At 31.0% G+C, this 24,849-nt stretch carries 24 protein-coding genes; 6 read left to right on the top strand and 18 right to left on the bottom strand.

Going from position 1 to position 24,849, the window contains the following annotated elements:
* Positions 1 to 118: 118 nt before the first annotated feature.
* The gene (locus BN3265_RS01350; protein ID WP_058989780.1) at positions 119 to 1,183 is read right to left on the bottom strand and encodes a BMP family lipoprotein; all 1,065 of its coding nucleotides are present in this window, start codon (positions 1,181 to 1,183) and stop codon (positions 119 to 121) included.
* A 99-nt stretch (positions 1,184 to 1,282) separates the two neighbouring features.
* Positions 1,283 to 2,314 carry a M42 family metallopeptidase gene (locus BN3265_RS01345; protein WP_058989779.1) on the bottom strand — a complete coding sequence of 344 codons (1,032 nt, stop codon included), beginning with the start codon at positions 2,312 to 2,314 and terminating at the stop codon, positions 1,283 to 1,285.
* A gap of 219 nt (positions 2,315 to 2,533) precedes the next feature.
* Here BN3265_RS01345 and BN3265_RS01340 point away from each other — a divergent pair, with 219 nt between their 5' ends.
* The 4 genes from BN3265_RS01340 (at position 2,534) to BN3265_RS01325 (ending at position 6,306) form a co-directional block, all read left to right on the top strand.
* Entirely contained in the window at positions 2,534 to 3,250 is a 717-nt protein-coding gene (locus BN3265_RS01340; protein WP_058989778.1) for an MIP/aquaporin family protein, read from the top strand.
* Between the two features lie 33 nt (positions 3,251 to 3,283).
* On the top strand, positions 3,284 to 4,759 hold the full coding sequence (locus tag BN3265_RS01335; protein WP_058989777.1) for an NAD(P)/FAD-dependent oxidoreductase: 1,476 nt from the start codon (positions 3,284 to 3,286) through the stop codon (positions 4,757 to 4,759).
* A 100-nt stretch (positions 4,760 to 4,859) separates the two neighbouring features.
* Positions 4,860 to 5,336: a transposase gene (locus tag BN3265_RS01330; RefSeq protein WP_058989776.1), complete on the top strand. Its 477-nt coding sequence runs from the start codon at positions 4,860 to 4,862 to the stop codon at positions 5,334 to 5,336.
* 292 nt (positions 5,337 to 5,628) lie between these two features.
* Positions 5,629 to 6,306 carry an IS3 family transposase gene (locus BN3265_RS01325; RefSeq protein WP_082664082.1) on the top strand — a complete coding sequence of 226 codons (678 nt, stop codon included), beginning with the start codon at positions 5,629 to 5,631 and terminating at the stop codon, positions 6,304 to 6,306.
* Between the two features lie 158 nt (positions 6,307 to 6,464).
* On the opposite strand, the gene BN3265_RS01320 is transcribed toward BN3265_RS01325, so the two are convergent.
* From BN3265_RS01320 to BN3265_RS01300, 5 genes are read right to left on the bottom strand one after another with little or no spacing between them, the layout of a single operon-like run.
* A complete protein-coding gene (locus tag BN3265_RS01320; protein ID WP_058989774.1) occupies positions 6,465 to 8,123 on the bottom strand; it encodes a peptide ABC transporter substrate-binding protein in 1,659 nt (552 codons plus the stop codon).
* Positions 8,107 to 9,108, bottom strand: a complete 1,002-nt coding sequence (locus BN3265_RS01315; protein WP_058989773.1) for an ABC transporter ATP-binding protein — start codon at positions 9,106 to 9,108, stop codon at positions 8,107 to 8,109. Before BN3265_RS01315 ends, BN3265_RS01320 begins: the two co-directional genes overlap by 17 nt.
* Entirely contained in the window at positions 9,098 to 10,105 is a 1,008-nt protein-coding gene (locus BN3265_RS01310; protein ID WP_058989772.1) for an ABC transporter ATP-binding protein, read from the bottom strand. The genes BN3265_RS01315 and BN3265_RS01310 overlap by 11 nt, the downstream gene beginning before the upstream one ends.
* 7 nt (positions 10,106 to 10,112) lie before the next feature.
* Positions 10,113 to 11,138 carry an ABC transporter permease gene (locus tag BN3265_RS01305; protein WP_058989771.1) on the bottom strand — a complete coding sequence of 342 codons (1,026 nt, stop codon included), beginning with the start codon at positions 11,136 to 11,138 and terminating at the stop codon, positions 10,113 to 10,115.
* A gap of 1 nt (position 11,139) precedes the next feature.
* A complete protein-coding gene (locus tag BN3265_RS01300; protein ID WP_058989770.1) occupies positions 11,140 to 12,069 on the bottom strand; it encodes an ABC transporter permease in 930 nt (309 codons plus the stop codon).
* A 333-nt stretch (positions 12,070 to 12,402) separates the two neighbouring features.
* On the opposite strand from BN3265_RS01300, the gene BN3265_RS01295 reads away from it, so the two are divergent.
* Positions 12,403 to 12,843, top strand: coding sequence for a LytTR family DNA-binding domain-containing protein (locus BN3265_RS01295; protein WP_058989769.1), 441 nt, complete (start codon positions 12,403 to 12,405; stop codon positions 12,841 to 12,843).
* Positions 12,844 to 12,852: 9 nt separating this feature from the next.
* Entirely contained in the window at positions 12,853 to 13,278 is a 426-nt protein-coding gene (locus BN3265_RS01290) for a DUF3021 family protein (RefSeq protein WP_058989768.1), read from the top strand.
* Positions 13,279 to 13,404: 126 nt separating this feature from the next.
* On the opposite strand, the gene BN3265_RS01285 is transcribed toward BN3265_RS01290, so the two are convergent.
* The 11 genes from BN3265_RS01285 to BN3265_RS01230 form a co-directional block, all read right to left on the bottom strand.
* On the bottom strand, positions 13,405 to 14,238 hold the full coding sequence (locus BN3265_RS01285) for an IS3 family transposase (protein WP_082664081.1): 834 nt from the start codon (positions 14,236 to 14,238) through the stop codon (positions 13,405 to 13,407).
* A 99-nt stretch (positions 14,239 to 14,337) separates the two neighbouring features.
* Positions 14,338 to 14,859 (bottom strand): helix-turn-helix domain-containing protein, encoded by a 522-nt coding sequence (locus tag BN3265_RS01280; protein ID WP_058989767.1) that lies wholly within the window; start codon positions 14,857 to 14,859, stop codon positions 14,338 to 14,340.
* A 98-nt stretch (positions 14,860 to 14,957) separates the two neighbouring features.
* Complete coding sequence (locus tag BN3265_RS01275) at positions 14,958 to 15,317, bottom strand: DUF1667 domain-containing protein (RefSeq protein ID WP_058989766.1); 360 nt, start codon at positions 15,315 to 15,317, stop codon at positions 14,958 to 14,960.
* Positions 15,314 to 16,573 carry an NAD(P)/FAD-dependent oxidoreductase gene (locus BN3265_RS01270; RefSeq protein WP_058989765.1) on the bottom strand — a complete coding sequence of 420 codons (1,260 nt, stop codon included), beginning with the start codon at positions 16,571 to 16,573 and terminating at the stop codon, positions 15,314 to 15,316. The genes BN3265_RS01275 and BN3265_RS01270 overlap by 4 nt, the downstream gene beginning before the upstream one ends.
* Before the next feature lie 11 nt (positions 16,574 to 16,584).
* Positions 16,585 to 18,006 carry an NAD(P)/FAD-dependent oxidoreductase gene (locus BN3265_RS01265; RefSeq protein ID WP_058989764.1) on the bottom strand — a complete coding sequence of 474 codons (1,422 nt, stop codon included), beginning with the start codon at positions 18,004 to 18,006 and terminating at the stop codon, positions 16,585 to 16,587.
* 129 nt (positions 18,007 to 18,135) lie between these two features.
* Positions 18,136 to 19,641, bottom strand: a complete 1,506-nt coding sequence (glpK, locus tag BN3265_RS01260) for a glycerol kinase GlpK (protein WP_058989763.1) — start codon at positions 19,639 to 19,641, stop codon at positions 18,136 to 18,138.
* Positions 19,642 to 19,651: 10 nt separating this feature from the next.
* The gene (locus tag BN3265_RS01255) at positions 19,652 to 20,224 is read right to left on the bottom strand and encodes a glycerol-3-phosphate responsive antiterminator (protein ID WP_058989762.1); all 573 of its coding nucleotides are present in this window, start codon (positions 20,222 to 20,224) and stop codon (positions 19,652 to 19,654) included.
* Between the two features lie 269 nt (positions 20,225 to 20,493).
* Positions 20,494 to 21,201 (bottom strand): pseudouridine synthase, encoded by a 708-nt coding sequence (locus tag BN3265_RS01245; protein WP_058989760.1) that lies wholly within the window; start codon positions 21,199 to 21,201, stop codon positions 20,494 to 20,496.
* On the bottom strand, positions 21,182 to 21,517 hold the full coding sequence (locus BN3265_RS01240; protein WP_058989759.1) for a PadR family transcriptional regulator: 336 nt from the start codon (positions 21,515 to 21,517) through the stop codon (positions 21,182 to 21,184). Before BN3265_RS01240 ends, BN3265_RS01245 begins: the two co-directional genes overlap by 20 nt.
* Positions 21,518 to 21,557: 40 nt before the next feature.
* Complete coding sequence (locus tag BN3265_RS01235) at positions 21,558 to 24,146, bottom strand: ATP-dependent DNA helicase (protein ID WP_058989758.1); 2,589 nt, start codon at positions 24,144 to 24,146, stop codon at positions 21,558 to 21,560.
* Positions 24,140 to 24,646, bottom strand: a complete 507-nt coding sequence (locus BN3265_RS01230) for a GNAT family N-acetyltransferase (RefSeq protein WP_245191073.1) — start codon at positions 24,644 to 24,646, stop codon at positions 24,140 to 24,142. Before BN3265_RS01230 ends, BN3265_RS01235 begins: the two co-directional genes overlap by 7 nt.
* Positions 24,647 to 24,849 lie beyond the last annotated feature (203 nt).

The raw sequence follows: 24,849 nt of genomic DNA, 5'->3' as shown, positions 1-24,849 counted from the left end.
CTCACTACTAATTTAGCTTTACCTAAACATTTATTTGTAAAAAAAGAGCTGTTGCAGAATGAACATCCTATTCATAGTTTTGCAACGGCTCATTTTAAAATTTCTAATGCATTTTTACTTATTTATCGTAACCCATTGATTTAAATTCTTTTTCGTTTTGTGGAACTTCGATTTTTCCATCAACTATTTGATTTCTTAAATCTTCTACTTTATCTTTTACTTTTTGGTCAACTAGGTCGTTGTCGCCGTAAGCTATATCCAAAGCATCTCCATCTTTAAGTGAGAATGATCTTGTTTCTCCACCTTTAAATTTCCCATCTTTGTAATCATCAATTGTTAATTGAACAGCTTTTCCAACTCCCTTGATTGTAGAAACCAAAATATTATCTGGAGCTTCATCTTTTTGGTCACGGTCAACACCAATTACATATTTATCATTTTCTTTTGCTGCTTCAAAAACTCCAATTCCTGTACCACCAGCTGCGTGGAAAATTACATCTGCACCTTTTTGATACATTTGGTTTGCTATATTTTTTCCTTTTGCTTGGTCAGCATAAGAGTTTGCATATTGAACTTGAACTTCTATGTCTTCGCCTTTTTCTTTTGCTGCTTCTTTAACTCCTGCCCTGTAACCATATTCAAATCTATCGATTACTGCTGATTCCATTCCACCAACAAATCCTACATTATTTGATTTTGTTGTCATACCTGCAATATATCCAACCAAAAATGAATTTTCGTGGTCTGCGAATGTAATTCCTAGAAGATTTTTAATTTTGTCAGGATTTGCATTATCTATTATTGCATAATTTTGATCAGGATTATCTTTTGCAGCCTTACTTGTTGCATCATAAAGAGCATATCCTACTGTAAAAATAATATCTGATTCACTATCAAGGGCTGATTCAAGATTTGGTTGATAATCAGAATCTTTGTGTGATTCAATATAATCAAATTTAACTTTTCCATCTTTTTCGTAAGCTTTTAATCCCTCATAAGATGATTGGTTAAATGATTTATCATTAATTCCACCTTGATCAGTTACCATAGTTGCTGAAACTTTTGCTTCTTTTCCGTTTGAAGATGTTGAAGCATTATCAGAATCTTTTTTTGATCCACAAGCTGTAATGCTTAGTGAAAGAGCTAGAGTTAAGGCTCCAGCCATAATTTTTTTAATTTTCATTTCTCCCCCTTAAAATTAAAAAATAGTTTACCTTTACAAATATATTTTATATGAATTTAATAATAATGTCTAGTTATTTGAGTTTTTCAAAACTTATTTTTAAAGTGAAATATAAGTTTTTAATAAAAGGAAAAGTTCCATCAAAGCATTTTCATGACATCTTTCATAACCATGAGATGCAGAAATTCCACATCCAACCAAGGCGTGCCTATAATCATAAACCGAACTCATGGCAGCTGATGCATCAGATCCATAAAATGGATAAATATCAATGGCAAAATCTATGCCGATTTTTTTTGCTGTATTTATCAAATCATTTGTTAAGTCAAAATTGTAAGGGCCTGATGAATCTTTGGCACAAATTGAAACTTTTCTATCATTTGTTTTTAAATCGTCATAAACCACTCCCATATCGACTGCAATCATATCTTTTATTCCAGATGGATGACCTGAACTTGCTCCGTGTCCTACTTCTTCATATGTTGTAAACATCATGTAGATATTTCTATCGAATTTCAAATTTTCTTCTTTAATTTCTTTGGCAATAGCAAGCAAAACTCCGCTTGAAGCCTTATCATCAAGGTGGCGTGATTTTATAAAACCATTTGAATACCTAAATCTTGGATCAAGAGCAATAAAATCTCCTGGATTTATACCAAGTTTTTCAACATCTTCATCACTTTCTACAATTTCATCAAGGACAACTTCCATATCATCAAAATTTCTTTTTGAAATTTTTGGCTCTTCCGATCCATGAACTGAAGGTTCATTTAGTCTAAAAACTCCTTCAAATTCCTTTCCATCTCTTGTAAAAATTTTTACATTTTCAAATTCTGCATAATTTAGTGGAAATCCTCCGAGTGTTGTAACTTGTAAGCCCCCTTCTTCTTTTATGCTTCTAACCATTAAACCCAAAGTATCAATGTGAGCTGATAATAAAATTCCATCATCTGAATTTTTTTCATCAAAAAAAATTGGAACGATTACATTTCCCTTGTTATTTTGGTAAGGTTCATATCCCAAATTTTTAAATTCATCCATCAAATATTTTTCACATTTTTTTGTAAATCCTGTTGGTGATGGTCTAGTGCATAAATCTTCTATATAAGAAATAATTGTTTTCTTGTCCATTTTTTCTCCTTTAATTTTTATATTTTTATTATAGGTTAAAATTTTTTCTTTGTAAATTTTTAAAAATTTAAAATATTTATTTGTAATCTAAAAATTATTATGCTATAATATGGGTGTAAACATTTTCACAACTAAATATAAAAGAGACCTTGCAGCAAAATTTTTTCCTAATATTTTTTGTTGCTTTTTTTATATTTAGTAATAAAATAGGAGGTTATTATGAGAGACATAATACTAGGTGAATTTTTTGGAACAATGTTACTTATTTTATTAGGAGACGGAGTAGTTGCAAACGTTCTTTTGAATAAGAGCGGACAAAAAGGTGCAGGTCCTGTTCAAATTACTTTTGCTTGGGGTCTTGCAGTTATGGTACCAGCTTGTATCTTTGGCGCTTTGACAGGTGCTCATTTTAATCCAGCCCTATCAATTGCCCTTGCATTTAATGGCGGAATAGAATGGAATACAGTTCCTTCCTACATAATTGGACAAATGCTTGGAGCTTTTGTTGGAGCTATTCTAGTTTATATTTTATTCAAAGATCATTATGATGCTACAAGCGATGATCCATTAACAGTTAGAGCAACTTTCTGTACAGCTCCAACAATCCCAAATACTTTTAGAAATCTTTTATCAGAAATAATTGGAACTTTCGTTTTAGTATTTGCTATTTTAGGATTCGGTAATGTTGAAGGTGCAGGATTAGGTGGAGTTGACAAACTATATGTATTTGGTCTTATCGTATCAATTGGTATGAGTTTAGGTGGACTAACAGGTTATGCAATTAACCCTGCAAGAGATTTGGGACCAAGAATTGCTTATGCAGTATTACCTTTCAAAAACAAAGCTGAACCTAACTGGGGATATTCTTGGATTCCTGTTGTTGGACCAATAATTGGTGGTATCTTAGCAGTTCCAGTATTTAACTTTATATTTTAATTATTTATAAATTTTAAGAAAGAGAAGAATAATATGTATGATGTAATAGTAATCGGCGCTGGTGTAACCGGAGCATCAATTGCAAGAAGACTTTCTAGGTATAAATTAAATATTTTAATTTTAGAAAAAGAAATTGATGTATCTATGGGAGCAAGCAAGGCCAATTCCGCTATAGTTCACGGTGGATATGCTGAAAGCCACGAAGAGCTAAGAGGAAGAATTTGCTACAAGGGAAGAGTGGAATTTAATAAGTTAAACCAAGAGCTAAACTTTGGATTTTTGGAAAATGGATCTTTAGTTTTAGCTTTTGATGAAGATGATAAAAAAGAACTTGAAAAACTCTACAAGATGGGCCTTGAAAATGATCTTAACGATATAAAAATAATTGATCAAGAAGAATTAAGAAAAATCGAACCAAATGTATCCGATGATGCAATCGCAGTCCTTTATTGTAAAGGGGCTGGCGTTTGCTCACCATACGAATACGTTATTGCCCTTGTAGAAAATGCCATAGAAAATGGCGCCGAATTAAAACTTCAAAGTGAAGTTGTTGATATTAAAAAAGAAAAAGATACTTTTAAAGTAAAAACTTCTGATGATAATATTTATGAAGGAAAGTTTGTAATTAATGCTTCTGGCCTAAATGGAGCAAAAATTTCAAGTATGATTACAGAAACTGATTTTACAATCCATCCAAGAAGTGGTGAATATCTACTTATGCAAAAAGGAACTGGTGAGAAAATAAAACAAGTTTTATTCCAAACACCATCTCCAAAATCAAAAGGAATTCTTGTAACAAGAACCTACCACAACAACCTTCTTCTAGGCCCTGATGCCATTGATGAAGAAGAAATTGATCTTGGAACTCACATTGAAAGGCTTGCAGAAATTTACAAGCTTGGATTAAAATCCGTAAAAGATGATGTAATAGATTTGAAAAAATTTATCCGTTCCTTCGCAGGACTTAGACCTGCATCATCAACAGGAGATTTTATAATAGAAAATACCAAAACTTCTGGTTTTATTAATGTTGTAGGCATACAATCACCAGGCATAACTTCTTCTCCAGAAATTGCCAAAATTGTTGAAGGAATTTTAAAAGATTTGAATTTAAAATTAGAAGAAGATCCTTCCTACAATCCTAATAGAAAACCTATTATTAAATACAAGGATCTCGAAGATTTTAACAAGGTTAAAGATAAGGTTGACCTTCCACTTGGAAATCCAGAAAGACTTGTTTGTAGGTGCGAACAAGTAAGTGAAAAAACAATAAGAGATGCAATGAATAGAGGCATACCTTGTTTGACATTCGACTCAATAAAAAGACGTACAAGATGTGGAATGGGCTTTTGCCAAGGAAATTTCTGTAGAGATAGGGTTATAGAAGTAATGGAAGATGAGTCAGGAGAAAAAATAAAATCAAACAAATTCGACTCAGAACACTCTGGAATTTCTAGAATAAATAAAAAAGATATCAATGAATTTATTAAAGAATTAGAAGAAAAATAAAAAATTATTAAAATTTTTAAAGAAAAAAATGTGATGTTGCAGAATGAACTGACCCCCAAAAGTTAGACCTAAAAACTAACTAAAGGAGGTCAGTTTTTTAATGGCAAAATATAGCACAGAATTTAAAATGAAAGTAGTAAAGGAATATTTAGAAACAAATATCTCATATAAATCTTTATCAGAAAAATATAAACTTTCTCATCAGGAAATAGTAAAAAGATGGGTAAATGCATACAAATCACAAGGTTATGAAGGGCTAAAAGTAAAGAGAGAAAATACAAAATACACTTTGGAATTTAAGTTAAATGTAGTAAACTTGTACTTAACAGGAGAAATGTCCTATCAAAGCCTAGCAAATCAATTAAAGATAAACAATCCATCAAAGAAAAAAAAAAGGGTAAACGACAGTAAAGAAAAAGGAAATGAAAGACAAAAAACGAAAAAGGGAGGAAAACTTTCAAAAATGCCAAATTCCCAAAATAAATCGAAAGACACTAAAATAGAATCAACAACAAACATAAGCAATTCAGAAAACCAATCATTAACAGAAGAAAAAAAAAAAGAAAAAAAAAAATAAAAAGAAAAAAACTATTGGCTTCAACTAGAAAATGATGCAATAAAAAAAAAGATAGAATTGTCTCAAATGACAGATGCAGAAATAAGACAATTGCTGAAACAATTGAAGTCTTAAGAAACAAATACAAACTAAAAGACTTGTTAAAATACTTTAATCTACCAAAATCAACATTTATGTATTGGCAAAAACATTTAAATATGCCAAATAAAGATGAAGAAATTGAAAATAAAATACTTAAAATTAGAAAAGAAAATCCAAACTACGGCTATAGAAGAATAACAGCTATGTAAAAATAACAGGACTAATAATAAACAAAAAGAAAGTACAAAGATTAGTTCAAAAGCTAAAACTACAAGTAAAAAGTTATTCAAGAAAATCTAGAAAATACTCATCCTACAAAGGACAGATAGGAAAGATATCAGACAATAAAATAAAAAGAAACTTTAAAGTAGAAAAACCATACATTCAAATAACAACAGACACAACAGAATTTAAGTATTTAGAAAAAGATAAAAAAGGCAACTATCAAATAAAGAAACTTTATCTAAACCCATACCTAGATATGTACAACAGTGAAATACTAAGCTATGAAATATCAAAACAACCAACGATAGAACCAATCCTAAAGGCTTTAGACAAGGCAATAAAGGTAACTAGCAAAACAAAAGAAAAAAGAATATTCCACTCAGATCAAGGCTGGGCATATCAAGTGAAACAATACACATCAAGGTTAGAAACAAACGGCATCACCCAATCCATGTCCAGAAAAGGAAACTGCCTAGACAACTCACCAATGGAAAACTTCTTTGGAATATTAAAACAAGAAATATATTATGGACACAAATTCTATTCATACGAGCACTTAAAACAAACAATAGAAGATTTCATAAAATATTACAATGAAGAAAGAATAAAAGAAAAATTAGGATACCTATCACCAGTAGAATATAGAAAGAAAAATGCAGCATAAAAATCTTCTACCCCTAGGGGTAGGAAAGGACAAAGAAATACCAGAGCTAGTTTAGTTCTAACTCTGGTATTAGGTCCAACTTTATGGGGTCACCTTAGAAATTATATTCTGTAACATCACATTTTTATTTTAAATTTCCCTACTTACTATAAATTTTTTTAGAATCCTGTTGCTGATTTGAAGAAGAAATATCCAAGTGGTGTATAGTACATTCCTTTGATATTTGGTTTCATCATGTATGGATTTACATAGAAGTAAATTGGAGCAACTACTGAATCATCTTTTATTAAGATATCTTCAGCCTTGTGCATGTTTTCCATTCTTTCGTTTTGATCTGATGTAGCTTTAGCTGCTTTTACATACTTATCATATTCTTCGTTTTTGTATTGAGCATCGTTATTTCCGCCGCCTGTTAACCACATATCAATAAAGCTCATTGGATCGTTGTAGTCAGCAATCCATCCGTGTCTTGCTATGTTGTAGTTTCCTTCTTTTCTTTCTTTCAAGAATACATTCCAGTCTTGGTTTTGAAGATTAACTTTTACACCAAGATTTTCTTGCCACATATTTTGTAAAGCTTCTGCTATAGCCTTGTGGTTGTCATCTGTATTGTATAGGTAATCAATTTGTGGGAAGCCTTCTCCGTCTTTAAATCCAGCTTCTTCCATAAGTTTTTTGGCTTCTTTTATATTTTTTTCATATTCGTCAGATTTTACTGAATAATAATCTCCACCAACTGTTCTAAAGTCATCGCCTTCAGCGCCTTTTGCATCATAAACTCCTGCTGGTACAAAACCGCTAGCAACTTTTTCTCCTCTTCCTGTAACTTGATCAACTATAAAGTTTCTATCAATTGCAAGTGAGAATGCCTTTCTAACTTTTGGATCGTCAAATGGTTTCTTTTCTGTATTAAAACATACAAAATATGTTCCTACATATGGTAGAGTTTTTAATTCTTTTGTGTCTAGAAGTTTTTTGATTTCTTCTTGTGGTGCTGAATTTACAAAGTCCAAATCTCCTGATCTATAAGCTGCATAGATTGCGTTTTGGTCATCTTGTAAGTGGAAGGCTAATTTTTCTGCCTTAACTGAATCAGCATCGTAATATTCTGGGTTTTTAACCATTGTTAATGTTTGGTTGTGATCCCACTTTTCAAGTTTGTAAGGTCCTGATGATACTAGAGTATCAGGAGAATTTGTCCAAGTTTTATTTTTTTCAACTATGTCTTTTCTTACTGGCATTACTGCTGGGAAAGCACAAATTTCTTCAAAATATGGACATTTAACACTTAAGTTTACTACAAATGTTTTTTCATCTGGTGCAGAAATATCAAGTTTTTTCTCGTCATATCCTTTTACCATATCAAGCATATATTCATAATCTGCTCCAGTTTTTGGATCAACAAGTCTGTTCCAAGCATATACAAAATCATCAGCAGTTATTGGTTTTCCATCTGACCATTTTGCATCTCTTAATTTGAATGTCCATTTTAATCCATCTTCAGAAACATCCCATTTTTCTGCAATACCTGGTTTTAAAACAGCATTTCCTTTTCCATCGTCATCCCATCTGATTAATGATTCAAACAAGTGAGAAATCATCAATCCACCGTCAGCTGATGTGTTCATTTGCGGATCTATTGTTTCTGGTTCTGAAGCAATATTTATATCCAAAACTCCATCTTTTTTACCTTCTTCTTGGTTTGTCGCAGCATTTGAATTACTGCTGTCGTTATTTTTGGCATTATTTCCTCCACATCCTGTAAATAACATGGACAAACTCAACAAGCCAACTAATAATTTAGCCTTCATTTTCATTTTTTATACCTCCTAAATTATGACAACTTACATAGTGTCCTTCTTCTACCTCTCTAAACTCCGGCTCTTCCTTCTTACAAATTTCTGTCGCATACGGACATCTTTCATGAAACCTACAACCTTTTGGCGGATTAATCGCCGATGGAACTTCTCCTTCTAACTTTATTCTTTTTAAAGATCTAGTAAGTTTGGGATCTGGAACTGGTATGGCTGTTAGTAGGGATTTGGTGTAAGGATGAAGGGGATTTTCATAAAGTCTTTCGGCATCAACAAGTTCTACCATTTTCCCCAAGTACATTACTCCAATCCTATCTGAAATATGTTTTACAACTGATAGGTCGTGAGCAATAAATAAATATGTAAGCCCCATTTCTTTTTGCATATCTTCAAGCATATTTACAATTTGAGCTTGAATTGAAACATCCAAGGCTGAAATCGGCTCGTCACAAACTATAAATTCTGGCTCAACTGCAAGGGCTCTTGCAATTCCTATCCTTTGTTGTTGTCCTCCTGAAAATTCGTGAGGGTATCTGTTTGAGTGTTCTTCGTTTAGACCTACTGTTCTTAAAAGTTCATTTATTCTCTCTTGCCTATTTTTTTTGTATAGACCGTGAATATCTAGTGCCTCTCCAACAATTTCTTGAACTGTCATTCTTGGATCAAGGGATGCTGATGGATCTTGGAAAATTATTTGCATCTTCCTTCTTAATTTATACATTTCTGGGCGAATATTTTTCTCGCTATCAAAAATAGTTTCTCCATCATAAATTATTTTTCCACTTGTTGGCTCGTGCAATCTTAAAATTGTTCTTCCAAGTGTAGTTTTTCCACAACCGGATTCTCCTACAATTCCAAGTGTTTCTCCTTTTCTTATAAAAAAGGATACATCGTCAACTGCATGAACTTCGCTTACTTTGTTAAAGGAAGATTGAACTGTAAAATGCTTTACTAAATTTTCACATATTAATAACTTATTATCTTCCATTTACTAGCTCCTTTACGTGTAGGAAACATTTTGACCTGTGTCCTTCACCCATTTCAACCATTGGTGGTTCTTTTTTCAAGCAAATATTCATGCAAGATTCACACCTAGTTGAAAATCCGCATCCTTCTGGTGGATTTAGCATATCCACTGGAGTTCCTTTTATACTTTCAAGTCTAACTTGCTCTTTGGAATCAATCCTTGGCATTGATTTTAAAAGTCCTTTTGTGTAAGGATGTTGTGGGTTATAAAAAATATCTTCTACACTTCCTTGTTCTACTATTCTTCCTGCATACATTACACTTACTGTATCGCAAATTTGTGCAACTACTGCAAGGTTATGAGTGATAAAAATTACACTCATTTTTGATTTATTTTGAAATTCTTTTATTAATTCAAGAATTTGCGCTTGAATTGTTACATCAAGGGCTGTTGTTGGCTCATCTGCTATCAAAATATCCGGTTCGCAAATAAGGCCCATTCCAATCATAACCCTTTGTCTCATTCCTCCCGATAATTCGTGAGGATATTGTTTCATACGTCTTTTTGGATTTGAAATTCCAACTTTATCAAGCATATCAACCGCTCTTTGGTAAGCCTCATCTTTTGAACATTTTTTATGAACCAATAAGGCTTCCATAAGCTGATTTCCTACTGTATAAACTGGATTTAGGCAAGTCATAGGATTTTGAAAAATCATAGAACATTTTGCCCCTCTAAAATCACTCATCTTATTTTTATCATAATCAAGAACATTTTCTCCCTTATAGAGAATTTTCCCTGATTTTACCTTGCCTGGTTCTTGTAAAAGTCCCATTATTCCATAACTTTCTACCGATTTTCCAGAGCCTGATTCTCCAACTATTCCCATAATTTCATTTTCATGTAGGGTATAATTTATTGAATCAACTGCCTTCACTTCTCCAACAGGTGTGTAAAATGATATGCTTAAATCTTCAATTTTTAAAACTTCTTTTTTATTTTCATTTATATTTTCCATAAGCCACCTATTTTTTTAACCTTGGATCTAAGGCATCTCTTAGTCCATCTGCAAATAAATTTAAAGATAAAATCATCAAACTTAATAATAAGGAAGGAATAATTAACCTATAAGCGTAGGAATAAATTCCTCCAAGAGCATCTGCTGCCAAGGCTCCAAGTGAAGTCATTGGTGCTGAAACTCCAATTCCCAAAAATGATAAGAATGATTCTAGAAATATTGCTGATGGAATTTGCATGGCAGTCATAACTATTACTTGTCCAATACAATTTGGAAACAAGTGCCTTCTAATTATTCTTTTTTTAGAACCGCCCAAAGCTTCAACCGCTGTTACAAATTCTTGTTTTTTTAGCATTAAAACTTGTCCTCTTATAATTCTTGCCATTCCTACCCAATAAAGTAGACCAAAGGCTATAAATATAGAAATAAGAGCAGGTCCCAAAACCGAAATTTTTTTGGCAAATTCTGAAGTTGACGAATTTACAAAGGATTTTAAGGGTTGGGATATACCAATTGATAATAAAATTACAACAAGTACATCAGGAATTGAATAAATCAAATCCAAAATCCTCATCATTATTGCATCAACCCTTCCCCCAAAATATCCAGAAACTGCTCCATAAATTGTCCCAATTACTAGAACAATTAATGATGCAAAAATTCCAACTATAAGAGAAACTCTGGTTCCATACATGGTACGAACCATAAGGTCACGTCCTAATTTATCAGTTCCAAAAGGATACCTAAGGCAAGGAAATAAATTTTCATCACCCCTATATTGGGTTGTATAATCTCCCTTTACCAAAAGTGGTCCGATAAAGGCAAATATACAAACAAGTATCAAAAATCCAAGTGAAACCATAGCAACCTTATTTTCTTTTAGCCTTCTTAAGGCATCTTGAAAATATGAAGTTGGAGGAGTTTTAGTCATGAAATTTTCTTTTGAACTTTCTGAAGCAAGTTCAAAATCGTCAGGTGAAAATTCATAATCTTCTAATTTTAATTTTGAATTTAAACTAAATAAATTTTCCATACTAATCTCCCTTTGTCAAATCAATTCTTGGATCTATAAATCTGTATAAAATATCAACAACCATGTTCATAACAATAACCATAAAGGCAAAGAAAAGTGTTGTTGCCATTATTATTGGATAATCCCTATTTAAAACTGAGTTGATAAAATATCTTCCAAGGCCTTGAACAGAAAAAACTGATTCGACAACCATAGATCCTGTAATAATTCCTGCAGTAAGTGGCCCAAGATAAGTTAAAACTGGAATAAAGGCATTTTTCAAAGCGTGTTTAAATAAAATTTTACTTTCAGGAACGCCCTTTGCCCTTGCAGTTCTAATATAATCTTGACCAATAGCATCAAGCATTGATGATCTTGACAACCTTGCTATGTAGCACATAGGATAAAATCCCAAGGAAAAACATGGCATAAAATAAGAACCTACAGTATTAAGTCCCATTGTTGGGAAAATTTTTAATTTTACACCAAAAAATAAAAGTAAGAGAGTCGCTACTACAAAGCCAGGAGCTGAAATTCCTATAGTTGTCAAAATCCTCAAAAATGAATCCACCTTCTTGCCCCTGTTGTAAGCTGCAAGAGCCCCCAAGGGAACTCCCACCAAAGTCGCCCACACCAAAGCAATCAGTCCAAGTTTTACACTTGTTGGAAGCATTTCCTTAATAATGTCAATAACTGGTCTATCTTTTTGCATTTTCAAAGATACTCCAAATTCTCCTTGAACAGCATTAACAATAAATCTTTTTAGTTGGACAGAATAAGGTTGGTCCAAACCGTATTTTTTATTTAAAGCCTCTAGCACCTCTGGTGATTGAGATTTTTCACTGGCAAAAGGTGAACCAGGCACGAGTTTCATGAGAAAAAAAGTTATACAAGTAACCAAAAGCAAAACTGCTATCGCTTGTAAAATTCTCTTAATTATGTACTTAATCATATTTCCTCCTTGTTGTATCTAATTATATACTTTATCAAACTAAATTGCAAGCGCAATAAAGCTTTAATGTGATATCGTTTTAAGTGCTTATTTATCAACTTTAATCCCTTTTTCTTGGAAAATAAAATAAAATATTTTTTCAAAAAAATCTATTTATTTTAAAATTATTCTTGTTAAAATCTGATATTAAAATAAAATTTTAATAAATATTTGTTTTAAATACAATTTCTTCAAAATTCAAAATAACCACTTAGGTAATTTAAACTACCGCTTGTCAAAATTTTGTAGTTTTAAAAATAATTTGTATGTATCATATAAATATAAGGAGGGTCTATGAAAGTTGAAATTATAATTGATGAAAATTTGGATGAAAGTCTTGTAAAAATTTATGCTCCTTCATATAACGAAGATGTTGAAAATATAAAAAGAAGTCTTGAATCTACAAATATTAATATGCTTGTAGCTTTTAAAGATGATGAAATTTATCTTTTGGAATATGAAGAAATCATAAGGTGTATAAGTAAGGACAAGGCTGTATTTATTGAAAGTAAAAACGGTGAGTATAAGTCAAGAATGAGATTATATGAGCTTTATGAAAGATTAAACAAAAATAAATTTATAAAAATTTCAAGATATGAAATTATAAATCTTGATTATGTAAAAAAATTAGATCTTTCTTTTAAAGGAACCATAGCAGTAGAATTTAAAAACGGAAGCATTTCCTATGTTTCTAGAAGAAATTTAAAAGAATTTAAAAAAGCCTTAGGATTTTAGGAGGAAATTATGAAAGATTTAAAAAAATTATTTAGGTCAATTTTAGTTGGAATCGGGATTGGAAACATCATAGAAATATTTATCTCCCTTGCTATAGGAAAGCTTACTTTGGGTGTGCCTGAATTTTTAAATGGGCAAGACTCTCTTTTAAAAGCAAGAATAATTGAGCTTATCTTATACGGCAGTTTTGGAATAATGTCTTTTATTGGAAGTAAAATAATAAAAGAAGATAATTTATTAAAGGGAAGTCTTTTACATTTTTTGCTTGTAGCCATATATTTTGTAATAGTAGGATTTTACCTAAGATGGCTACCCGACATAAAAACAGCCCTTCTATCTTTAATATTTTTTATTATAATATATTTAATTATTTGGTCATTAATATATTTTTCAACAAAAGCTGAGATTGAAAAATTAAATAAGAAATTTAAGTAAAAGAAAAGTGATGAGCTGAAAAATTTCTATAAGGTGACCCCATAAAGTTGGACCTAATACCAGAGTTAGAACTAAACTAGCTCTGGTATTTCTTTGTCCTTTCCTACCCCTAGGGGTAGAAGATTTTTATGCTGCATTTTTCTTTCTATATTCTACTGGTGATAGGTATCCTAATTTTTCTTTTATTCTTTCTTCATTGTAATATTTTATGAAATCTTCTATTGTTTGTTTTAAGTGCTCGTATGAATAGAATTTGTGTCCGTAATATATTTCTTGTTTTAATATTCCAAAGAAGTTTTCCATTGGTGAGTTGTCTAGGCAGTTTCCTTTTCTGGACATGGATTGGGTGATGCCGTTTGTTTCTAACCTTGATGTGTATTGTTTCACTTGATATGCCCAGCCTTGATCTGAGTGGAATATTCTTTTTTCTTTTGTTTTGCTAGTTACCTTTATTGCCTTGTCTAAAGCCTTTAGGATTGGTTCTATCGTTGGTTGTTTTGATATTTCATAGCTTAGTATTTCACTGTTGTACATATCTAGGTATGGGTTTAGATAAAGTTTCTTTATTTGATAGTTGCCTTTTTTATCTTTTTCTAAATACTTAAATTCTGTTGTGTCTGTTGTTATTTGAATGTATGGTTTTTCTACTTTAAAGTTTCTTTTTATTTTATTGTCTGATATCTTTCCTATCTGTCCTTTGTAGGATGAGTATTTTCTAGATTTTCTTGAATAACTTTTTACTTGTAGTTTTAGCTTTTGAACTAATCTTTGTACTTTCTTTTTGTTTATTATTAGTCCTGATCTTTTTAACATTGCAGTTATTCTTCTGTAGCCATAGTTTGGATTTTCTTTTCTAATTTTTAGTATTTTGTTTTCTATTTCCATATCTTTATTTGGTTTATTTAATCGTTTTTGCCAATACATGTATGTTGATTTGGCAATATTAAAGTATTTTAACAAGTCTTTTAGTTTGTATTTGTTTCTTAAGACTTCAATTGTTTCAGCAATTGTCTTATTTCTGCATCTGTCATTTGAGACAATTCTATCTTTTTAATTTTATTACTTCATTGTCGTTATTTGAAACCAATCTTTTTTTTCTTCTAATTTCTTTATTTTTTCTTTTAATTGTGCTTCTGTTAATGATTGGTTTTCTGAATTGCTTATGTTTGTTGTTGATTCTATTTTAGTGTCTTTCGATTTATTTTGGGAATTTGGCATTTTTGAAAGTCTTCCTCTCTTTTTAGGTTTTAGTCCTTCAATTCCTTTTTCTCTAAAGTCGTTTACCCATCTTGTTATCATTGATGGATTGTTTATCTTTAATTGATTTGCTAGGCTTTGATAGGACATTTCTCCTGTTAAGTACAAGTTTACTACATTTAACTTAAATTCCAAAGTGTATTTTGTATTTTCTCTCTTTACTTTTAGCCCTTCATAACCTTGTGATTTGTATGCATTTACCCATCTTTTTACTATTTCCTGATGAGAAAGTTTATATTTTTCTGATAAAGATTTATATGAGATATTTGTTTCTAAATATTCCTTTACTACTTTCATTTTAAATTCTGTGCTATATTTTGCCATTAAAAAACTGACCTCCTTTAGTTAGTTTTTAGGTCTAACTTTTGGGGGTCAGTTCACTATGCTCATCACTTTTTTAGTTAATGCAATTTTATTTGATTTTACTTTCTGTTAGCTGTAGCTATTAATGAGATTCCAGTGTCTGCTATATTTTCTATAACTACATCTCCAACATGAACTGGAGCTTTTATTTTCGCCTTATTTATTTCATCCATTGCTTCTCCCATTTTATTTTTTGGAATTGCATCGGCAGTTTTCACTGAAACTGAATATTCTTTTCCCCCATCAAGTTTTACTGTTGAAGTTACTACTCTTACCGGATTTTTCACTTCGTTTCTAGCGTAAACTTCTCCTCTTTTACAGGTATTTCCTGTAATGTCAGTAATATTTCCTTCTTCATCCATTGTTACTGTCACAAGGCAGCCTAGAGGACAATTTATACAAGTTAAATCCTTTTTCATATTTCCTCCAATTTTATTTCTATTTCTTTTGTATTTTCATTTATATCTTTTTTCTTTAAAATTAAGTTTTCCATCTCGCCTGGAGCGTAAACTAATTTTCTTTTCTTTGTTACTTCTTTGCCATCAACAAACATTTTTAAAATTCTATTTTGATAAACATTGTTTACCCTAAACCTAACTATCGCTTCATCTTGCATGGTATCTGGATTTATATATTGTGGAAGTGTATAAGAAATTCCATCTCCTGCCTTTAAATAAATTGGCTCTTTTTGAGATTTTTGGAAATTATCTTTAATATAATCTGCTGCGTTTTTAGCTGCAAGTTCACTTTCTTCTGTTACATAATCTACTAAATCGTGAACGTGAAGAACATTTCCTGCTGCAAATACTCCATCAACATTTGTCATTAGCCTATCTGAAACTACTGCACCCTTTGTTTTTGGATCAATTTCAATTTTTGCTTCTTTTGTAAGTTCATTTTCTGGTAAAAGTCCTACTGAAAGTAAAATTGTATCGCAGTCAAAATGTTTTTCTGTTCCAGGAATTACTTTCATGTTTTCATCTACTTGTGAAAGAGTACAACCTGTAACTCTTTCATCTCCCTCGATTGATGAGATTGTTGTATTAAAATAAAGTGGAATTCCAAAATCGTCTAGACATTGAACTATATTTCTTTTTAATCCTCCAGAAAATGGCATGATTTCAGCAACACATTGAACATCTGCTCCTTCTAGTGTCATTCTTCTTGCCATGATTAAGCCAATATCACCTGATCCCAAAATAACAACTTTTTTTCCTGGCATATAGCCTTCAAGATTTATCATTCTTTGGGCTGTTCCTGCTGAAAATACTCCTGCAGGTCTACTTCCTGGAATATTTAATGCTCCTCTTGGTCTTTCCCTACAACCCATTGCAAGGATAACTGCTTTTGGTTTTAAAGTAAACATTCCGTTTTCTTCATTCATCAAGGTTATAGTTTTATCATTTGCAAAATCTATTACGATTGTATTTAATAAAACGTCTATATCTCTTTTTTCAACTTCATCAATAAATCTTTGAGCATATTCTGGACCTGTAAGTTCTTCATTAAATCTGTGTAAACCAAAACCATTGTGGATACATTGATTTAAAATTCCTCCAAGCATTTCATCTCTTTCAACTATAAGTATATTTTCAATTCCTTCATCATAGGCACGAGCAGCAGCTCCAAGTCCTGCAGGACCTCCACCTATTATTACTAAATCATAATTTTTCATTTAAATGCTCCTTACTTTACATGTCCTTTTATGTAGTAAGAATCTTTTCCATTTTTTACTACATCGTCATAGTCTTCGCCCAATTCTCTTGCAAGTATTTCCATAACTCTTGGTAGACAGAATCCTCCTTGGCATCTTCCTGCTGTAGCTCTTACCCTTCTTTTGATTCCATCAACAGTTCTTGCTCCAAGAGGTCTATTAATTGCATCTACAATTTCACCTTCAGTTATAGATTCACACCTACAAATGATTTTTCCGTATCTCTTGTCTTTTTTAATTAATTCGTCGTGTTCTTCAAGACTTAATTCGCTAGTTTTTGGAGTTGGTTTTCTATCATAAGTAAAGTCTTTATTTTCTTCAAGATTTAATTTTTCACTTACAAGATTTGCCATGTATTCTCCAATAGCTGGAGCTGAAGTAAGACCAGGGGACTCAATTCCTACACAGTCAAAAAATCCATCAAGACTTTCTTTTAAAATAAAATCTCCACCTACTTCGTGAGCCCTGTTTCCAGAAAATGATGTAATAACCATTCTAACAGGAACATTTTTTACAGTGTGATTTGATTTTTCAATAACTTCTTCGATATGTTCTCTTGTTGAACGTCTATCGTGTTTATCATCAATAAAATCTGAAGTTGGTCCTACAAGAGTATTATTATCAATTGTTGGAGTAACTAAAATTCCCTTACCTTTTTCAGTAGGAAGATTAAACATAACGTGATTTACAAATCCTTTTGTATCCTTGTCCAAAAGTAAATATTCTCCACGTCTTGCCTTTATTTCAAATTTTTCATCTGAAACTTGATTGTGAATTTCATCTGAATAAATTCCAGCTGCATTTATAACTGCCTTGGTTTGGTATGTATTATTTTCAGTTGAAACTTCCCAGTATCCATCTTTCTTTTCAGTTTTTATAACTTTTTCGTAAAATTTATAAGAAACTCCATTAATATTTGAAACTTCTGCAAAAGCAATGTTCATCAAAAATGGATCAACAATTCCTGCTTCCTTTGAATACAAAGCTGCAACAACATCATCTGTTATATTTGGCTCCATTTTCAAAACTTCTTCTCTATTTAAAATTTCCATGCCAGAAACGCCGTTTTCAATTCCTTGATCATAAAGGGCTTGTAATTTTGGCATATCTTCTTCGCTGTGGCAAAGAACAAATGTTCCAATTTTTTTGTAAGGGAAAGATAATTTTTTGGCTTCTTCTTCCATCATATGATTTCCTTTTACATTCATTTTTGCCTTCATTGTACCAGGTTCTGCATCATAACCGCCGTGGCAGATTGCAGAATTTGCTTTTGACGTTTCTGTACAAACATCCTCGTTTTTTTCTAAAACAAGGAAATTTCCTTTTTTCTTTGATAGTTGGTAGGCTATAGAAGTACCTGTGACTCCTGCACCAATAATTATTGCATCAAACATATTTTTTCCTTTCAATATAAATTTAAATGAAAAAAAAGCAAGTTAAAGTAGGTCCTACTTTAACTCGCTTTCTCATCGCCTTATTTAACTGTTAATTTTATTATAATATAACTTTAACACTTTGTAAAATTATTCTTCGTAATGATTTGCCCAACCAAAGGCTCTTTGCATAGCTCTTTGCCAGTTTCTGTCTTTTTTATCTCTTTCTTCAATAGAAATTTCTGGATTAAATTCTCTATCTACAAGTCTGTTTTCTTTTATTTCTTCTAGGTCTTTATAGAATCCTACTGCAAGTCCTGCCAAGTAACAAGCTCCAAGAGCTGTTGTTTCAAGAGTTTCTGGTCTTTCAACTTTTGTTTGAATCATATCTGATTGGAATTGCATTAAGAAGTTGTTTGCACTTGCTCCACCGTCTACTTTTAATTCTTTAAGTGGTGCACCAGAATCTTTTGCCATAGCTGTTAATACATCATTTGTTAGATATGCAAGGGACTCAAGAGTTGCTCTTACTATATGATATTTGCTAGTTCCTCTTGTAATTCCTACGATTGCTCCTCTTGCATAAGCATCCCAATATGGAGCGCCAAGTCCTGTGAAGGCAGGAACTACATAACATCCATTTGTATCGTCAACTTTTGTAGCCATATATTCTGTATCATCAGCAGCATCAACTATTCTTAATTGGTCTCTTAGCCATTGGATAGCTGAACCTGCAACAAAGATTGAACCTTCAAGAGCATAATTTACTTTTCCTTCTTCAAGTCCCCAAGCTATTGTTGTTACAAGGCCATTATCAGATTTAACTGCATCTTCACCTGTATTCATAAGTAAGAATGCACCTGTTCCATAAGTATTTTTTGCATCACCTTTATTAAAGCATGTTTGTCCAAATAAAGCTGCTTGTTGGTCACCTGCCATTCCTGCTATTGGAATTTCGCCATCAAAATATCCAGCAAAAGTATTTCCATAAACACAACTTGAAGGTTTAACTTCTGGAAGCATACATTTTGGAATATTTAAAATTTCAAGAAGTTCATCATCCCATTCTAGTGTATGGATATTATAAAGCATAGTTCTTGATGCATTTGTATAATCTGTCACGTGAACTTTTCCACGAGTTAAATTATAAACTAACCAAGTATCAACTGTACCAAATAAAAGTTCTCCGTTTTCTGCTCTTTCTTGTCCATTTTCAATATGGTCTAAGATCCATCTTATTTTTGTAGCTGAAAAATATGGGTCAACTACAAGACCAGTTTTGTTTTGAATTGTTTCTCTATAACCATCTTTTACTAATTGATCTGCCATATCAGCAGTTCTTCTACATTGCCAAACGATTGCATTGTAAACTGGTTTTCCAGTTTCTTTTTCCCAAACTATTGTAGTTTCTCTTTGGTTTGTAATTCCTATAGCTTCGATATCTTTTGATTCAATTCCTAATTTTGCTATTGCTTCAGTACAAACTCCAAGTTGAGTTGACCAAATTTCTGTAGCATCATGTTCAACCCAGCCAGGGTGTGGGAAAAATTGAGTAAATTCTTTTTGAGCAACAGACATTATTTCACCTTTTTTATTAAATAAAATTGCTCTGTTACTTGTTGTTCCAGCATCCAACGCCATAATATACTTTGTCATACAAACTCCTTTACATTTTCCATACATTATAATTTGATGATGATACAGCGACAGCCTTTGAATTTAAAGCATCAAAAACATCTTTTTTGTCCCTAATAAGACCTCCAGCAATAATCGGAATTGATGTTCTTTTGTCAATATCATCTAGTATTTTTGGCATAATACCGGGAAGTATTTCAACAAGATCGCAATTTGCTTTTTTTAAAGTTTCCTTTACATTAGCATATGATAGGGAATCAAGTACAAAAAATCTTAATATAGATAAAAGTCCTATCCTTCTCGCATAAGCAGCATTTTGACTTCTTGTTGTAATAATTCCATCGGCATTTGTGTATTTTTTGATAAATGATGAAGATAAGGATGAAGATGAAAGTCCTTCAATAAGGTCTTCGTGAACAAAAACAATTTTGTCGTGATCTTTTAGTTTTTCAACTATATTGGGTATAGTTTCAATATTTCCGTAAAGAACAAAAACTATTTGATTGTTTTTGTAATCATCTTTTATACATTCTTTTAAATCCACATTATCTTTTATTGCCATAATACAAGGATTGTCAAAGAGCAAATCCATTATATCCATCATTTTCCTCCAAATACACAAAGCGAGCCCTATAAAAATAAGTGCTCGCTTCTCCAAATATATTTATTACACCCTTATTGTAGCACATAATATTTTTTATTGCAAACAATTTCATCTTATTTTTTTCTAAAATTTTATATTTTATAGTTTTTCTCACTAAATCAGTCTTTCTTTATTTTATTTGTTTTTATAATTTATTGAAATCATTTTTCATTTAAATGTTAAAATGAAAAATGTTGCAAAATTTAATTTTAATTTTGCAACACAAATTTCTATTCTTTTGTAAATAATTCTATTTCTTCTTCACTTAGTTCCCTATATTGACCTGGATTTAAACTTTGGTCTAATTTTAAATCTCCTATAGCAAGTCTTTTTAATTTTATTACTTCATTGTCGTTATTTGAAAACAATCTTTTTACTAAGTGAAATTTTCCTTCTGTTACATATACATAGGCCTTTTTTTCTTCTATTATTTCAAGCCTTGCACTTCTTGCATAATAATCGTCTTCTTTTATATATACGCCTTCTTTAAAAATTTCTACAAGGGATGAATCGATTTTTTTTGATGTTTCTACCTCATATTTTTTCCAAATATTTGAGTTTGGGCTTATTACCCTGTGGATAAATTTTCCATCTGTTGACATTAACAAAAGTCCTGTAGTATCTTTGTCAAGCCTTCCTGCTATTGCTAGGTCTAAATTTAAATAAAATTCATCAAGATCGCTCATTACAGTTCCATCAAGTTCGTTTGATTGGCAAATTAGGCCCTCTCTTTTGTTCATCATTATATAAATATTTTCAAAATAATCGACAAGCTCGCCCATATATATAACTTCATCTAAATTTGGGTCAACTTTTGCTGATGAATCTTTTATAATTTCTCCGTTTATTACAAGTCCGCCTTTTTTTGCATTTTTCTTTATATTTTTTCTAGTATCAAGATTGGCATTTCCAATCATTTTATCTACTCTCATTATCATTTTTAACTCCTAATATTTTTCTTACATTTTCATCTAATTCCAAAAAATCTTTGGTAAAATCTTTTAAATATTCTTCGCCCTTGGGCGTTATATAATAATATTTTCTTTTTGGTCCAACTTTTGATTTTTCTTTTGAAGAAAATATAAGAGCTTTTTTTGAAAGTCTTTGCAAAATAGGATAGACTGTGGATTCTGTCATATTATAAAAACCGTTTAGCCTCAAAGTTTCAACAATTTCATAGCCGTAGGTTTCTTTTTCTTTAATTATTTTAAGAATTACCCCTTCGATAAGTCCTTTTAGCATTTGAGATTTCATTTTATCACCTAAGAACATTGTATTGCATAGTAGATCTTAATCAAGTTCTCCCACAAAAATGTGCCATGGGACAGAATTTGCATTCTTTTTTGTCTTCTGTCCTTATTTCTATATTTTTTTCTACTATATTTTTTCCTATTTCATCGATGTATTTCATATTAAAATTTGAGTTTTTAACTTCTATTAGCTTATCTTCTTCTATAAAATATAAAAACATCCTTTCTACTTTTTTATTATTATAGACTAACAAATTGTAGTAAGTAAGTAGCTGGTTTTTATATGAAATAAGATTATTTTCATCTACTTTTCCAGTTTTTATGTCAATAATGCTTCCATTTTCAAGGATTATATCGATATTTCCTTGGAGAATATAAAAATTTCTGTCAAGCTTTATGTTCATCTCGGATTCTTTTATTGGGAAATTTCTATTTATAAAATTTGCTATAGGCTTTTGAAATTCTTTGTTTTCTTTGATAAATTCATTTATTGTATCATAAGAAATATTTTCTTTTTTTAGATTTGTAAGATATTCTGCAAGGCTGTGGACTTTTGAACCAAAATCCAAGGCCTTAGTTTTTTCTTTTCTAAATTCTAAGAGTCTTATAAATTTATATTTTAATGGACAAGACTTGTAGATAGAAATATCAGTTGTGTATGCCAAAATTTCCTTTTTTATTTCTTGGTCTTTAAATTTAAAATCAATAGTCTTTAAAATTGACGATGAATTTAGAGTCGATGTGAAAGATTTCATGTAAGAATTTTCTGAATTGTCCAAAATTACCAAAAGATTTTTCGCCCTGGTAAAGGCTGTGTAATATTTTCTGTAGAAATTTTTTAGAAAATCACTTTCTTTTTTGCCTTCAAGCTTTGGACTAAAGGCAGACCTATCTCTTCTTGGATTATCATACAGGCTTGAAACAAAGACAACATCATATTCAAGTCCCTTTGCTTGGTGGATAGTTGAAAAAATTACTGAATTTTTTGGACTATCAAAATTTTCAAATTCACTTATGGCAGAATTTTTAAAAAGATAAAAAATATAGCCATAAATTAAGTCAACAGACTTCTTATAAAAATTAATATCAAAACCACAAAGATTTGTAAAATCTGAAAGTATTGATGTGAATTTTCCTATATTTGAAAGCTCTCTTATAGAATTTTGATCTTCTAGACTTTTATCCAAAATCTCCCTAAAAATTTCAAGGCCAAAAGCCCTATATAAAATTTCGGTGTAGGACTTATTTTCACTTAGCTTTAATTTTTCTTCCTTTACATAGGTCTTTAATTCTTGGTTTTTTGTAAATTCCTCATCGTCAAAAATTCCCCCTATATATTTTTTGAAATTTGTCTCTTGAGTCCACTTGTACTTGTCTGGATTTGACCCTGTGAGTTTTTTGGGTTTTTTAGAAAAAATTGACAAAATTACAAAAAGGCAAAGTCTTATTTCTCTTCTTTTAAAAAACAATTTGGAAGATTTATTTAGGACATTTATCCCATGATTTTCAAAATAAGTTTGCAAGTTCTTTGGATAATCTCCATTTAATGATGGAAAAAGAAAGGCAATTTGGTTTAAATTTATTTTTTTATTTAAAAATTTTACTATATTTTCAATATTTTCATATTCATTCGCCCTCGCCCTTACAAGGGAATTTTCATTTTTTTCCCCATCATGAGACCTTAAATTTTTAATTTTTTCAAAGTCAAAAGCTCTTGAATTTACAAGAAAATCCTTGGACTTATCGATTATTTCTTGGTTTGACCTATAATTTATTTCAAGGTTATAAAAATTCGCCTCTTTTTTGAGATTTTTCTTACAAGCCTTGTCAAAATCCCTCAAATTTTGAGGACTTGCCCCCCTAAATGAATAAAGAGCCTGGTCATCATCCCCAAAAACCATGAGATTTTTTCCCTTACAAAGGCCAAAAGTAATTTCTTCTTGGATGGTGTTTGTATCTTGGTACTCATCAATTATTACAAAATCAATCCTATCCCTGATTTTTTCCCCATAAAGTGGATCATTTAATAGGTCGTAGAATTTTTTCAAAATCATTTGGTAATTTATAAGCTTATTTTGGTCAAGAAAATTTGCCCATTTCAAATAAATTTCAAGAGCAAAATTATCACGAGGATTATCTGAATCACGAAGGTCATTTAAATCGACCAAATTATTTGTAATACTTTCAAAAATCCCCTGAATTTGACCCACTTCATTATAAGAAATAAATTTTGAAAAATTTGGAATATCTTCAAAAATCCCCATATTTTTTTCAATCAAATATCCCTCAAGGTAAGAATCAATAACCAAAGGATCAAAAATATTTTGTCCAAAAGACTTGTATTCTTTCAAAAAAGAAAGGGCAAGGGAGTGAAAATTTCCAATTAGCATATTGGAAGTATCAGCCTTTATATTTTCTTTTTTAAGATTTGACTCAACCCTTTCAATTAGCTCATTTGCAGCCTTTTTGGTAAAGGTTGTAACAAGAATTTTATTGGGGCTAATCCCATCATTTTTTATCAAAGAAATAATTTTTTGAACAAGAGTAAAAGTTTTTCCAGTCCCAGGACCAGCCAAAACCGCCGCTGGAAGCCTCGCCTCATCAATTATTATTTTTTGTTTTTCATTTACCATAAAATCAACTCATAAACATATCTTTTTGATCTTTTTATTTTATCATCAACCGTACAAATTCCTACCTTTTTAAAAGAAAATTTCTCAATCAAGTTTTGCATTTTAAAATTATCTGGATTAGTGTCAATTCTTATAGCCTCCATTTTTAAATTTTTCCCATATCCTATAATTTCATCAAAAAATTTCTTGGCAACCCCCTTTTTCTTTGCACTTTCTCTTACACTTAGTCTGTGAATTGTAAGATGAGGTCCATGATTTTTAAAATCCTTTTCAATTTCCCTATAATCTTCTTCATAATCCTTTTTCAAATAAGCAAAAGATAAAATCTCCCCATTTTCCTCATAGACAAAACTTTCTCCTGTCAAAATATTTTCACAAATCCCCTTTCTATCAGGAAGCCCATTTTGCCATTGGTCAACTCCATCATTTTTCAAAGCTTTTTTCCCATCATTTATTATTATCATTATTTCATCTAAATCTTTAATTTCTGCTATTCTCATACATTTATTATACATTAAAATAGTTTTTATTTAAATTGGTAAAATTTCTTTTATTTTGAAAATAAAAAGACTATGAGCAAAACTCATAGCCCAGTCTGTTGACAAACTAAAAATCTCTCATTTAGTACTATAAAAGTGTAAGTAGAAAAAACTTTCTACCTACACTTTTTTTAATATAATGAAGGTAACAGACGCAGCCCATT

This window comes from Anaerococcus rubeinfantis, assembly GCF_001487145.1.
In the GTDB taxonomy this organism is placed as follows: domain Bacteria; phylum Bacillota; class Clostridia; order Tissierellales; family Peptoniphilaceae; genus Anaerococcus; species Anaerococcus rubeinfantis.
The sequence above is the reverse complement of the archived record's forward strand: the minus strand, read 5'-3'. Positions and strand labels throughout refer to the sequence as shown.